11 protein-coding genes, 1 tRNA gene and 1 pseudogene are annotated in these 14,105 nt (G+C 41.3%); 9 read left to right on the forward strand and 4 right to left on the reverse strand.

What is annotated here, in order from left to right; all coding sequences use genetic code 11:
• A pseudogene (gene tnpA, locus HT685_RS01175) lies at positions 1 to 197 on the forward strand (IS200/IS605-like element ISSsu4 family transposase); the annotation flags it as partial.
• 165 nt (positions 198 to 362) lie between these two features.
• On the opposite strand, the gene HT685_RS01180 reads toward tnpA, so the two are convergent.
• The 4 genes from HT685_RS01180 to HT685_RS01195 form a co-directional block, all read right to left on the reverse strand.
• Positions 363 to 1,445: a Xaa-Pro peptidase family protein gene (locus HT685_RS01180; RefSeq protein WP_173227298.1), complete on the reverse strand. Its 1,083-nt coding sequence runs from the start codon at positions 1,443 to 1,445 to the stop codon at positions 363 to 365.
• A 126-nt stretch (positions 1,446 to 1,571) separates the two neighbouring features.
• Complete coding sequence (gatD, locus tag HT685_RS01185; protein WP_173227296.1) at positions 1,572 to 2,354, reverse strand: lipid II isoglutaminyl synthase subunit GatD; 783 nt, start codon at positions 2,352 to 2,354, stop codon at positions 1,572 to 1,574.
• Complete coding sequence (murT, locus tag HT685_RS01190; RefSeq protein ID WP_173251349.1) at positions 2,354 to 3,697, reverse strand: lipid II isoglutaminyl synthase subunit MurT; 1,344 nt, start codon at positions 3,695 to 3,697, stop codon at positions 2,354 to 2,356. Before murT ends, gatD begins: the two co-directional genes overlap by 1 nt.
• A gap of 250 nt (positions 3,698 to 3,947) precedes the next feature.
• Positions 3,948 to 5,264, reverse strand: a complete 1,317-nt coding sequence (locus HT685_RS01195) for an FAD-containing oxidoreductase (protein ID WP_000958960.1) — start codon at positions 5,262 to 5,264, stop codon at positions 3,948 to 3,950.
• A gap of 193 nt (positions 5,265 to 5,457) precedes the next feature.
• Here HT685_RS01195 and HT685_RS01200 point away from each other — a divergent pair, with 193 nt between their 5' ends.
• The 8 genes from HT685_RS01200 (at position 5,458) to vex3 (ending at position 14,038) form a co-directional block, all read left to right on the forward strand.
• Entirely contained in the window at positions 5,458 to 6,684 is a 1,227-nt protein-coding gene (locus HT685_RS01200; protein ID WP_173227248.1) for an OFA family MFS transporter, read from the forward strand.
• 197 nt (positions 6,685 to 6,881) lie between these two features.
• A complete protein-coding gene (locus HT685_RS01205) occupies positions 6,882 to 8,456 on the forward strand; it encodes a DEAD/DEAH box helicase (RefSeq protein ID WP_173227246.1) in 1,575 nt (524 codons plus the stop codon).
• 277 nt (positions 8,457 to 8,733) lie between these two features.
• Entirely contained in the window at positions 8,734 to 9,522 is a 789-nt protein-coding gene (gene codY / locus HT685_RS01210; protein ID WP_000940739.1) for a GTP-sensing pleiotropic transcriptional regulator CodY, read from the forward strand.
• Entirely contained in the window at positions 9,522 to 10,097 is a 576-nt protein-coding gene (locus HT685_RS01215; RefSeq protein ID WP_173227242.1) for an isochorismatase family cysteine hydrolase, read from the forward strand. Before codY ends, HT685_RS01215 begins: the two co-directional genes overlap by 1 nt.
• 81 nt (positions 10,098 to 10,178) lie before the next feature.
• Positions 10,179 to 10,264, forward strand: a tRNA-Leu gene (locus tag HT685_RS01220).
• 138 nt (positions 10,265 to 10,402) lie between these two features.
• A complete protein-coding gene (locus tag HT685_RS01225) occupies positions 10,403 to 11,680 on the forward strand; it encodes an ABC transporter permease (protein ID WP_173227240.1) in 1,278 nt (425 codons plus the stop codon).
• Positions 11,681 to 11,692: 12 nt separating this feature from the next.
• A complete protein-coding gene (gene vex2 / locus HT685_RS01230; protein ID WP_047499406.1) occupies positions 11,693 to 12,325 on the forward strand; it encodes an ABC transporter ATP-binding subunit Vex2 in 633 nt (210 codons plus the stop codon).
• A 333-nt stretch (positions 12,326 to 12,658) separates the two neighbouring features.
• On the forward strand, positions 12,659 to 14,038 hold the full coding sequence (gene vex3 / locus HT685_RS01235) for an ABC transporter permease subunit Vex3 (RefSeq protein ID WP_173227238.1): 1,380 nt from the start codon (positions 12,659 to 12,661) through the stop codon (positions 14,036 to 14,038).
• The last annotated feature ends 67 nt before the right edge of the window (positions 14,039 to 14,105 follow it).

A 14,105-nucleotide genomic window follows, 5' to 3' on the forward strand; every position in this document is an offset into this window, starting at 1 on the left:
TGTTTGACAAACACGCCAATCTCAAGTACAAGTTTGGGAATCGGCATTTCTGGGCGGAAGGTTATTATGTAAGTACAGTAGGGCTTAATGAAGCCACAATTAAGAAATATATCCAAGAACAGGAAAAGCATGATATAGCACTAGATAAATTGAGTGTAAAAGAATATGAGGATCCCTTTAGGGATAGTGGTAAGTAATACTAAAGCCTCTTTAAGAGGCAAGTGACGAGTCAAGAGCAATGAGGCTTGAACAAAGTGAAAGCCAGCGTCTTTAGGCGCTGGCTGGTAATTTGGGCTTATAGCCCTGGGACAAACCACCCGTTTGACGGGTGGTTATGATTGTGGGAAGATTTTTGAAGAATTTTAATCAAAATAAAGCAAGTCTTTGCTGGTGCTTGTAAAGAGGTCGAAGCCATCCTTGGTAACAACACCGCAGTCTTCAATACGAACACCGACTTTACCAGGGATATAGATACCTGGTTCAACAGAGAAGCACATGCCTTCTTCGATGACCATGTCGTTTCCTTCCATGATAGATGGGAATTCGTGGACATCCATACCGATACCGTGACCAAGACGGTGGTTGAAGTACTCGCCGTAACCAGCTTTTTCTATGACCTCACGGGCAGCGCGGTCCACTTCATGGGCAGTCACTCCCGGCTTGATAAAGTCAAGAGCAGCTTGTTGAGCTTCAAGAGTCAAGTTATAAATGTCTTTCTTGAATTGGTCAGGTTTGCCGACTGCGACTGTACGAGTCATATCTGACGCATAGCCGTTGACGAGGACACCTAGGTCAAAGAGGAGAAGGGCGTTATTTTCGACCTTATTAGCTGCTGGAATGCCGTGCGGATTTGCAGCGTTATTGCCAGTTAAGACCATGGTATCAAAACTCATTTCATAACCTTCACGCTTCATAGCAAAGTCGATTTGAGCGATGATATCTGTCTCAGTTTTATCAAGAGAAATATTGTCAAAGCCAACTTTTACAGCCTTGTCCGCATAGAGACCTGCAACCATCATTTTTTGCACTTCGTCAGCTGATTTGATGAGGCGCATGCGTTGGATACGAGGAGTGAGGTTTTCAAACTCAGCAGTTTCAAAAACGGTTTTTAAACCATGATATTTTGTTAAGATGAGATTGTCAAACTCAACAGCGACACGTTTGAAGTCAAGTTGTGGAAGAGCATGTTTCATTTTTTGCCATGGATTTTCAGAATCCACATAGCCCACAACTGGGAAGGAAACAGTGCTAGTAGCACGCTCAACTTCAAGGGCTGGGACAAAGAGGAGGGGTTCTTGATCCGCTAGGACAAAAAGGAACATTTGACGTTCATGGGGGTCACTGTAAAAGCCAGTGAGGTAATTGATTGTGACGGGGTCAGATACGACAGCGACGTCTAGTTTTTCTGATTCAAGATATGTTACGATTTGTTGTAATTTAGACATATGCTACCTTCTTTCTACCCCTCTATTTTGGCAAAAAAAGTGAGAAAATGCAAGGGAGAAGGGTAAAAGAAAAGACAAAAAGAACTCCGACAAGATGTGGAGTTCTTTTATATAATTCCCATTTGTTTAAGAAAAGTCAGCCTTGCTTTTGACATCACTGTATTCTTCAGCGATTTCTTGGCTGAGAATATCTTCATAGGCAGGGAGTTGGATGTCCTGACCATATTTCTTCTTGAGGGCAGTAGTGACTAGGCGATAAGCTAGATTGGCATTACGAGAGAGGATAGGCCCGTGGAAGTAGGAACCAAAGACATTTTTATAATGAACGCCTTCACCGATTTTTTCTTCGTTATTTCCATTGCCATAGACAACCTGTCCCAGCGGTTTTTGGTCATCTGAGAGGAAGGTACGGCCCTGATGATTTTCAAAACCATAGTAGGTTTCATCGAAATCTTCATTGTGAATCTTGATGTCACCGATAAAACGGTTATTGGTCTGGTTGAGGGTGTAGTGGCCCATGACCCCTAGTCCTTCGATGCGTCTCCCTGAAGCTTCAACATAATATTGCCCCAATAGTTGGAAACCACCGCAGATAGCGAGAACCACACCGTCGTTTTGGATGTAGTTGTCAATGCTCTCTTTTTTAGCAGGTAGGTCGTCTGCAATAATACTTTGTTCAAAGTCTTGACCGCCACCGAAAAAGGTAATGTCGTAGTGGTTTTCATCAAAATTATCATGAAGTGAAACGATGTCAACTTTCACATAGGCTCCCAGTTTTTCAGCAACATACTTGAGCATGAGGATGTTTCCATTGTCCCCATAGGTATTCATGAGGTTTCCGTAGAGGTGGGCAATGTTGAGCTGATAGGGGTAATTGCCATCTTTTGAGGAAAGTGAAGTATAAACCATTAGTTCATCTCCTTTCTAACAATCTGACGACTAGCCAGCAGTTCGCGGAATTCAAGCATAGCAGTATAAGTTGCCAGAATATAAGCATGCTTGCAGTCTTGGTTTTCAATGGTCTTAAGAACTTGTTCCAGACTACTTGTTTCAGTGATTTTATCAGCTGGATAGCCTGTCACTCGGAGGCGACGTGCGATTTCAGAATGACGAACACCGCCAGCGTTAATTTCTGGAATATCCATCTCAGTGATTTGTTCAAAATCAGCATCCCAGATCCAGCTGGTATCAATACCGTCTGCATAGTCAGCGTTAAGGAGGACGGATAGGCTAAATGGATAAGGCGCTAGTTTAATCATCTCGATAGCTTGGGTAGCACCGACTGGATTTTTAATCAAGACAAGGGTACATTCTTTGTCACCGATATGGAAGGTTTCTTGGCGTCCAAAGACAGCACGGCTCTTGTCAAATCCTTGCTTGATGAGTTGCGAATCTGCCCCAAGGAAACGGGCGATAGCAACCGCAGCAAGGGCATTGTAGATGTTGTAGAGCCCGCCGATTTGGATGCCGTATTCCTGGCCGTCGATGACAAAGCGAGAACGATTGTTGGTCAACTCAACCAGTTCTGTCAAGCGATAGTCTAGATCAGGACGTTTACATCCACAACCTTCACAGATATAGGCACCCAAGTTTGCATAGGTATTGTGCTCATATTTGAGGATACTTTGACAGTCAGGACAGAGAATTCCTTCTGTATTATAGTGAGCCAGTTGGGCTGGCCCTTTCTCCAAGTCAAAACCAAAATACTCTACAGGATTTGGAATAGCTGGCTTGTAGAAAAGTGGACTGTCTCCATTAAGGAGAACAGTGGCAGTAGGTACCTTACGAATAGCATCCAAAATCATCTTGTAAGTTGTGTAAATCTCACCATAGCGGTCCATCTGGTCACGGAAGATATTAGTGATGACGAAGAGACTTGGCTGGATGTAGTCACAGATACGAGATAGGCTGGCTTCATCAATTTCTAAGACGGCAATATTTTTTCCAGTTTTAGACGATTTGGCAGTCAGGAAAGTTGTTGCAATCCCTGTAATCATATTGGCACCGCTTGGGTTGGTCAGAACTTGACCATAAACCTCTTTTAAAATGCCGACAGTGAGGGCAGTTGTCAAGGTTTTCCCGTTAGTTCCAGTGACCACGACAATCTCGTAGTTCTTAGCTAGGTTTTGTAAAAGATCTTTATCAAATTGAAGGGCGACTTTTCCTGGAAGCGTACTTCCACGGCCAAGACGACTTAAAACGAAGTGGGAAGAACGCCCAGCAAGAAGGCCAAAAGTAGTTTTTAATTTCATGTTTCTATTATATCATAAAAGAGGGAAAAGACAGATTTGATACTCAATGAAAATCAAAGAGCAAACTAGGAAGCTAGCCGCAGGTTGCTCAAAGCACTGCTTTGAGGTTGTAGATAGAACTGACGAAGTCAGTAACATATATACGGCAAGGTGAAGCTGACGTGGTTTGAATTTGATTTTCGAAGAGTATGAGATTTCGTAGAAATGAAAACAGCCCTCAGAGGGCTGTTCAATACGATTGAATTTTAACTTAAATCGCAAATAGGTCATTCAAGTTCTCAGCCAAGGTTGGGTGAGTGAAGATTTGTTTTGTGAAGTAAGTGTAAGGAATTTTGTTGTCCATAGCAACAGTGATGATGTTGATGATTTCTTGAGATCCTTCTGAGAAGATGCTTGCTCCAAGAATTTCTTTTGTTTCAGTATTAACCACAGCTTTGAAAGCTCCACGAAGGTCTCCATTTACGTGCCCACGAGGCATGGCTGCAACAGGGATTTCCTTAACGGCGTATGGAAGTTTCAAATCAGCTGCTTGGCTTTCAGTCAAACCAACTTGTGAAAGCGCAGGTGTGATAAACATGGTGTTTGGTACATTGAGACGGTCTTCAAGAGTGTAGCTGCCATCTCCAGCAAGGTAGCTGTAAACAACACGGAAGTCATCAAGTGAAATGTAAGTAAATTGAAGTCCACCGTTGACATCTCCAACTGCAAAGACACCAGGAACGTTTGTTTGACAGTGTTTGTCTACTTTAATAGCGCCACGTTCAGTTAGTTCAATATCTGTATTTTCAAGTTGAAGTGGTTCTACATTTGGTTTGCGTCCAGTTGCGTAGAGAAGGGCATCGAAACGGTAAGTTTCGTTTTCAGTCACGACAAGGACTTGGTCACCGTCGTTTTTGATTTCAGTAGTATGGATATTTTGAAGCAATTCAATACCGTCTTCTTCCATATATTGTTTAGCAAGAGCTGCGATGGAAGGTTCTGCACGAGGTAGGAAAGTATCCAAGGCATCTAGGACTGTGACCTTGCTTCCAAGTTTGTTGTAAAGGCCAGCAAATTCAAGACCGATATTTCCGCCACCAAGGACTCCAAGTTTTTCAGGCAACTTGTCCAAGTTTTGGATCCCTGTTGAGTCAAAGACGTTTTTGCTTGTAGCAAGTCCAGGGATTGGCAAGACGTTTGAAACAGCACCAGTGTTGATGACGATTGTTTCAGCAGTCAGTTCTTTCTTTTCATCACCAGCTTGGATTTCGATGACTTTATTTGAAAGGAAGTGAGCTTCCGCATCAAAGATATCCACGCCTGTACCAGCAACAGTCGCATAGTTTTTACCGTTGAGGCGACCAGTGATAGTATTTTTGGTAGCAATGACTTCTTCAAAAGACAAGCCCTTCTCAGCAGCAACTAGCAAGGTTTTAGTTGGGATACAACCGATGTTGATACAAGTTCCACCGTACATAGCTTTGCTACGTTCAACGAGGGCAACTTTTTTGCCAGCTGAAGCCAATTTACCAGCTAGTGTTTTACCAGCCTTACCAAATCCAATAACGATTAAATCATAAGTTAACATTTAGAGTTCCTCCTATTCGAATTTCATTCTAGCACAAGAAAAAAACTTTTGCACAATTCTGCTACGAAAAAGACAGAAAAAGATAAAAACGCTTTCCAGACAAAAAACTAGTAATTTTTTGACAAGCTTGATAAACTAAAATCCTATCTATTTTTATATAAGATAGAATAAATGTTCGAAAATAGGAGGTTTTATGAAATCGAATCGTTATATTATTGCCTTTGCTGGGGTCATTTTACACTTAATGCTGGGTTCGACTTATGCTTGGAGTGTTTATCGTAACCCTATTATTGAAAAAACGGGATGGGATCAGGCTTCTGTTGCCTTTGCCTTTAGTCTAGCAATCTTTTGTTTAGGCTTATCGGCTGCATTTATGGGGCGTTTGGTAGAAAAATTTGGTCCGAGAGTCATGGGGAGTCTATCTGCTTTTCTATACGCAGGTGGAAATATCTTAACAGGATTTGCAATAGACCGTCAGGAGCTGTGGTTGTTGTATCTGGCTTACGGCATTTTAGGTGGGCTTGGTTTGGGAGCAGGCTACATTACCCCTGTGTCAACGATTATAAAATGGTTTCCTGATAAACGTGGTCTCGCAACAGGTTTAGCGATTATGGGGTTTGGTTTTGCTTCTTTATTGACTAGTCCTATAGCGCAACATCTCATCGCAGGGGTAGGGCTTGTAGAAACTTTTTATATTTTAGGTGCAAGTTACTTTATTATCATGCTCCTAGCTTCACAATTCATTAAGCGTCCAAATGAGCAAGAGCTTGCAATTTTATCTGCTTCAGGGAAAGAAAAAACAGCCTCTTTGACGCAAGGAATGGCTGCAAATCAGGCTCTAAAAAGCAATCGGTTTTATATACTTTGGATTATTTTCTTTATCAACATAGCTTGTGGTTTAGGCTTAATTTCAGCGGCATCGCCAATGGCACAGGAGATGGCTGGCTTGTCTACAAGTCATGCAGCAGTAATGGTGGGCGTTTTAGGGATTTTCAATGGATTTGGTCGCTTGCTCTGGGCGAGTTTGTCTGACTATATCGGTCGCCCTCTAACCTTTAGTATATTACTGCTTGTCAATCTTTTCTTTTCTCTCTCACTTTGGCTCTTTACAGATTCCGTTTTATTTGTAGTCGCTATGTCTATTTTGATGACTTGCTATGGAGCTGGTTTTTCCTTGATTCCAGCTTATCTCAGTGATATTTTTGGAACCAAGGAATTAGCTGCTCTGCATGGTTATATTTTAACAGCTTGGGCAATGGCTGGTTTAGCAGGACCTATTTTATTAGCAGAAACTTATAAAATGGCTCATTCTTACACACAAACCTTGTTCGTTTTTATCATTTTATATAGTATCGCCTTGGCTTTGTCTTATTATCTAGGTCGTTCCATCAAAAAGGAAAGCCAAAAACCGTTTACATGATTTTCTGTAGAAATTGGGCTATCTTTTACTTCTCTCTTGTGTTATACTAGATAGGTTGCAAAGAAAACAGTACTTTTCTTTTGTGGAAAAGAAGCAACACGATTTTGTATCCAGTATATGAAAATACGTCATAAAAAGAAAAGTATAGACTAAGCCCTATAGGGTGGCTTCGCACCACCTTTAGAAAGAAGAATAACGTGAAATTTAATGAATTAAACTTGTCTGCTGATTTGCTAGCAGAGATTGAAAAAGCTGGTTTTGTAGAAGCCAGTCCGATCCAAGAACAAACCATTCCATTGGCTCTTGAAGGTAAGGACGTTATCGGTCAAGCTCAGACTGGTACAGGAAAAACTGCAGCCTTTGGCTTGCCTACCCTTGAAAAAATCCGTACAGAAGAAGCGACCATCCAAGCCTTGGTCATCGCTCCAACACGTGAACTTGCTGTCCAAAGTCAAGAAGAACTCTTCCGCTTTGGTCGTAGTAAGGGAGTCAAAGTCCGTTCAGTATATGGCGGATCAAGCATTGAAAAGCAAATTAAGGCTCTTAAATCTGGTGCCCATATCGTGGTGGGAACTCCAGGTCGCCTCTTGGACTTGATTAAACGTAAGGCCTTGAAATTACAAGATATTGAAACTCTTATCCTTGACGAAGCGGATGAAATGCTCAACATGGGCTTCCTTGAAGACATTGAAGCCATCATTTCTCGTGTTCCTGAAAACCGTCAAACTCTTCTTTTCTCAGCAACTATGCCAGATGCTATCAAACGTATCGGTGTTCAGTTTATGAAAGAACCTGAACATGTGAAGATTGCTGCCAAGGAATTGACAACTGAATTGGTTGACCAGTACTATATCCGAGTCAAAGAGCAAGAAAAATTTGATACCATGACACGTCTCATGGATGTGGAACAACCTGAGCTTGCTATCGTATTTGGTCGTACCAAGCGCCGTGTGGATGAATTGACTCGTGGTCTTAAAATCCGTGGTTTCCGTGCCGAAGGAATTCATGGTGACCTAGACCAAAACAAACGTCTGCGTGTCCTTCGTGACTTTAAAAATGGTAATCTTGATGTTTTGGTTGCGACAGACGTGGCAGCGCGTGGGTTGGATATTTCAGGTGTGACTCATGTCTATAACTACGATATTCCACAAGATCCTGAAAGTTATGTTCACCGTATCGGTCGTACAGGTCGTGCCGGTAAGTCAGGTCAGTCGATTACTTTCGTATCACCAAATGAAATGGGCTACCTCCAAATCATTGAAAACTTGACTAAGAAACGCATGAAAGGTCTCAAACCTGCAAGTGCAGAAGAAGCCTTCCAAGCTAAAAAACAAGTAGCTCTCAAGAAAATCGAACGTGATTTTGCAGATGAGACTATCCGTGCCAACTTTGAGAAATTTGGTAAGGATGCTCGTAAGCTAGCTGCCGAATTTACTCCAGAAGAATTGGCAATGTATATTTTGAGTCTGACTGTTCAAGATCCGGATAGCCTTCCTGAAGTGGAGATTGCGCGTGAAAAACCACTGCCATTTAAACCATCAGGTAATGGTTTTGGTGGTAAAGCTAAGGGAGGTCGTCGTGGAGATGACCGTCGTGATAATCGCCGAGGAGATAACCGTCGTGGTGGTCGCCGTGATGATTTCAAAAAAGGCAGTCGTAGCAACGATCGTTTTGATAAGGAAAAACGTTACCGTAAGGATAATAAAAAACCACGCAATACTTCAAGTGAAAAGCAAACAGGCTTTGTTATTCGTAACAAGGGCGATAAATAAGAAAAAGCGGTTCAAAATGAATCGCTTTTTTATATAAGGAGACCAAGGGTGAAAGAAGATGGTGATAGCAAAGGATAGGTGAAATGGAAAGGTATTATCAATCCACCTTCTTATGATGATATGATATCAAATATAAATTAGGTTGTCAATAAGAAAACATAATTTTCTAAAATATTTCAGCTAGTCTAAATTGCAATTAAATAAGCAATTTTCAGATAATAATTGAAAATTCAATCTGTTTATGTTATAATGATAGCGATTAAATTCGAGGTGAAAAATGGCACATTTATTAGAAAAAACAAGAAAAATTACTTCTATCCTGAAGCGCTCAGAGGAGCAGTTGCAGGAAGAACTTCCATACAATGCGATTACCCGTCAATTGGCAGATATTATTGACTGTAACGCCTGTATCGTCAATAGCAAGGGACGTCTCCTTGGCTATTTTATGCGTTACAAAACCAATACAGATCGTGTAGAGCAATTCTTCCAAACTAAAATTTTCCCGGATGACTACATTCAAGGTGCGAACATGATTTACGATACAGAAGCCAATCTGACAGTTGATCATGATTTGAGTATTTTCCCTGTAGAGAGTCGTGCCGACTTTCCAGATGGTTTGACGACCATTGCACCGATTCATGTATCAGGGATTCGCCTTGGTTCTTTGATTATTTGGCGCAATGATAAAAAATTCGAAGATGAAGACTTGATTCTTGTTGAGATTGCGAGTACCGTGGTTGGGATTCAGCTCCTCAACTTCCAACGTGAAGAAGATGAGAAAAATATCCGTCGCCGTACTGCTGTTACCATGGCGGTTAATACCCTTTCTTACTCCGAACTCCGTGCTGTTTCAGCAATTTTAGGGGAATTAAATGGAAATGAAGGCCAGTTAACTGCGTCTGTGATTGCAGACCGTATCGGAATTACCCGTTCTGTGATTGTCAATGCCCTTCGTAAACTTGAGTCTGCGGGGATTATTGAAAGTCGCTCACTTGGAATGAAGGGAACCTACCTCAAGGTCTTGATTACAGATATTTTTGAAGAAGTGAAGAAAAGAGATTACTAATGACTAAAGCTTTGATTTCGATTGATTATACAGAAGATTTTGTTGCCGACAGTGGTAAATTGACAGCAGGTGCTCCAGCTCAAGCTATTTCGGAAGCCATTAGTAAGGTGACTCGGTTAGCTTTTGAACGCGGAGATTACATCTTCTTTACTATCGATGCTCATGAAGAAAACGATTGTTTCCATCCAGAAAGCAAGCTATTTCCTCCTCACAATTTGATTGGGACTAGTGGACGCAATTTATACGGAGATTTGGGTACATTTTATCAAGAGCATGGTTCAGACAGTCGTGTCTTTTGGATGGATAAACGCCATTACTCAGCTTTTTCAGGGACTGACCTGGATATCCGCTTGAGAGAGCGTCGAATTTCTACAGTTATCTTAACAGGTGTCTTGACGGATATCTGTGTTCTGCATACAGCTATAGATGCCTATAATCTAGGATATGACATCGAGATTGTTCAACCAGCTGTTGCTTCTATCTGGCCTGAAAATCATCAATTTGCTCTAGCTCATTTCAAAAATACACTCGGAGCTAAGTTAGTAGATGAAAATCTAAATGAACTTTCAGAGTAATTTAGTTGATGAAATGAAAAATTTTTGAAAAAAAGTATTGACAAGGATCCCAAAAGTTGATATACTAGTAAAGTAATCAACGCGGGGATGGCGGAATTGGCAGACGCGCAGGACTAAGGATCCTGTGACCGCTTTAGGTCGTGAGGGTTCAAGTCCCTCTCTCCGCATAGGATAAGAGTTAGCTGAGGCTAGCTCTTTTTTTCATCTAGTTAAAGTAGAGCAAAAAAATTTTTGCTCTTTTTTCGTATTTCATAAACATTTCATATTTGGGTTTTATAATAGTCTTACAAATATGGAGGTGACAAATGAATCCAATCCAAAGAGCTTGGGCTTATGTCAGCAGAAAGCGACTGAGAAGTTTTATTTTATTTCTGATTTTATTGGTCCTATTGGCCGGAATTTCAGCCTGTTTGACTTTGATGAAGTCCAACAAAACAGTTGAAACCAATCTTTACAAATCACTCAACACATCTTTTTCTATTAAGAAGATAGAAAATGGGCAGACTTTCAAGTTGTCAGAGTTAGCGGCTGTGAACAAGATTAAGGGACTGGAAAATGTCTCTCCTGAACTCGAGACGATCGGAAAATTAAAAGACAAGGAAGCGGTGAGTGGTGAGCAAAGCGTTGAACGTGATGATTTGTCAGCTGCGGACAAGAACTTGGTTAGCTTAACGGCTCTTGAGGATTCATCCAAGGATGTGACCTTCACCAGCTCGGCTTTCAACTTAAAAGAAGGGCGACATCTTCAAAAAGGGGATTCAAAGAAAATCATCATCCACGAAGAGCTGGCTAAGAAGAATAGTCTTTCGCTTCATGATAAGATTCGTTTAGATGCTGGACAGTCAGAAGCTGGAAAAGGACACACAGTTGAGTATGAAATCGTTGGCATCTTTTCTGGTAAAAAACAGGAGAAATTCACAGGCTTGTCTTCTGACTTCAGTGAAAACCAGGTCTTTACAGACTATGAAAGTAGCCAAAGCCTTTTGGGTAATGGTGAATCTCTAGTCAGTGCAGCTCGCTTCTATGTAGAAAATCCTAAGGAAATGGATGGACTTATGAAGCAGGTGGAAAACTTAGCCTTGGAAAGTCAAGGCTACCAAGTCGAGAAGGAAAACAAGGCTTTTGAACAAATCAAAGACTCAGTTGCAACCTTCCAAACCTTCCTGACCATCTTCCTTTATGGGATGTTGATAGCTGGAGCTGGAGCCTTAATTTTGGTCTTGTCTCTTTGGTTGAGAGAAAGGGTCTACGAAGTGGGAATCCTTCTGGCACTTGGAAAAGGCAAGAGCTCGATTTTCCTACAATTCTGTTTAGAGGTGGTTTTGGTATCTATCGGTGCTTTGCTTCCATCCTTTATCGCTGGAAATGCCATTACATCCTATCTTCTCCAAACTGTCCTAGCCAGTGGAGATCAGGCAAGCTTACAAGATACACTAGCCAAAGCAAGCAGTTTATCAACCAGCATCTTATCTTTTGCAGAATCCTATGTTTTTCTAGTTCTGCTTAGTTGCTTATCTGTAGCCCTTTGTTTCCTATTCTTATTTAGAAAATCGCCTAAAGAAATTTTATCATCTATTAGTTAAGAAGGAGAAATCATGACTTTATTACAATTACAAGATCTTACCTACCGTTATAAGAACACTGCTGAAGCAGTTCTATATCAGATCAATTATCATTTTGAACCCGGGAAATTTTACAGTATTATTGGTGAGTCAGGAGCAGGAAAATCCACACTCTTGTCCCTACTTGCTGGTTTAGATAGTCCTGTTGAAGGTTCGATTCTTTTCCAAGGAGAGGACATTCGTAAGAAGGGGTATTCTTACCATCGCATGCACCATATTTCCCTGGTCTTTCAAAATTATAACTTGATAGATTATCTTTCTCCACTGGAAAATATCCGCTTGGTCAATAAAAAGGCAAGCAAGGATACACTGCTTGAGCTTGGTTTGGATGAAAGTCAGATCAAGCGGAATGTTCTCCAGTTATCAGGTGGTCAACAGCAACGTGTTGCCATTGCTCGTAGTTTGGTCTCGGAAGCTCCAGTTATTCTTGCAGATGAGCCAACAGGAAATTTGGACCCTAAAACTGCTGGCGATATTGTTGAACTGCTCAAATCACTTGCCCAGAAAACAGGTAAATGTGTCATCGTCGTCACCCACAGTAAAGAAGTGGCACAAGCGTCAGATATTACACTTGAATTGAAGGATAAGAAACTGACTGAAATATAGAATCTAGTTATTAAACTTTAAAATAGTATTAGTTGGTAACCAGATACGTGTATAGTAATAATAAACGAAGTGAGTCATTAACAACTATTTCCCACAGTAGTGATAGCCTAGATAATAACAAAGTTATTATCAAGGTCGGAATTTTTGAGAGTAAAATAGTTTGGGGAACTATTTTAGCCTGAGCATAGAAATTAAAGGTCGAAGGGCTCAAAAATTAGGGATGAAATTCCTACAGGAAGTTGCTCCCGTCCGCACAATCTAAGGGAAATAGTAAAAAATTATTTTATATATGTTATAGACTATAAAATAGAACAACATCTAGAAAGGGAAACTATGTTACACAACGCATTTGCCTATGTTACAAGGAAGTTTTTCAAATCGATTGTCATCTTCCTGATTATTCTCCTCATGGCGAGCTTGAGTTTGGTCGGCTTGTCGATCAAGGGAGCTACTGCCAAGGCTTCTCAGGAGACTTTTAAAAATATCACCAACAGCTTCTCCATGCAAATCAATCGTCGCGTCAATCAAGGAACGCCACGTGGTGCTGGGAATATCAAGGGTGAAGACATCAAAAAAATCACCGAAAATAAGGCTATTGAGTCTTATGTTAAACGCATCAACGCTATCGGAGATTTGACTGGCTATGAACTCATCGAAACGCCAGATACCAAGAAAAATCTAACACCTGACCGTGCCAAACATTTTGGAAGCAGCTTGATGATCACTGGTGTCAATGACTCCTCTAAAGAAGACAAGTTTGTTTCTGGTTCTTATAAACTGGTTGAAGGTGAGCACCTAACAAACGACGACAAGGACAAGATCCTCTTGCACAAGGACTTGGCAGCCAAATACGGCTGGAAAGTAGGGGATAAGGTCAAGTTGGACTCTAATGTCTATGATGCAGACAATGAAAAAGGTGCCAAGGAAACAGTTGAAGTGACAATCAAGGGACTCTTTGATGGTCACAATAAGTCGGCAGTAACCTACTCACAAGAACTCTATGAAAATACAGCTATCACAGACATTCACACGGCTGCAAAACTTTATGGATACACAGAAGACACAGCTATTTACGGGGACGCTACCTTCTTTGTAACAGCGGACAAGAACTTGGATGATGTTATGAAAGAGTTGAGTGGCATCAGTGGCATCAACTGGAAGAGCTACACACTGGTGAAGAGCTCCTCTAACTACCCAGCTCTTGAGCAATCCATCTCTGGTATGTACAAGATGGCCAACCTCCTCTTCTGGGGTAGCTTGAGCTTCTCAGTCCTTCTCCTTGCCCTCTTGCTCAGCCTTTGGATCAATGCCCGTCGCAAGGAGGTGGGAATTCTCCTCTCTATCGGTCTCAAGCAGGCAAGTATCTTGGGGCAATTCATCACCGAATCCATCTTGATTGCCATTCCTGCTCTTGTTTCTGCTTACTTCTTAGCTAATTACACTGCCCGTGCAATTGGAAACACTGTCCTTGCCAATGTGACTTCAGGTGTTGCCAAACAGGCTAGCAAGGCGGCTCAAGCCTCTAACCTTGGTGGTGGTGCAGAAGTAGATGGCTTTAACAAGACTTTGTCAAGCCTAGATATTTCCATTCAGACATCAGACTTTATCATCGTCTTTGTCCTTGCTTTGGTTCTAGTGGTTCTCGTTATGGCGCTTGCATCAAGCAATCTCCTCAGAAAACAACCAAAAGAACTTCTGCTGGATGGTGAATAATACTGATGCTAGACTGAAAAATGTGGCTAGCAACTGAAAGTTCTAAAATGATAAATGAAGTAGAAAG

This window comes from Streptococcus sp. 5004, from assembly GCF_013276755.1.
Taxonomy (GTDB): Bacteria; Bacillota; Bacilli; order Lactobacillales; family Streptococcaceae; genus Streptococcus.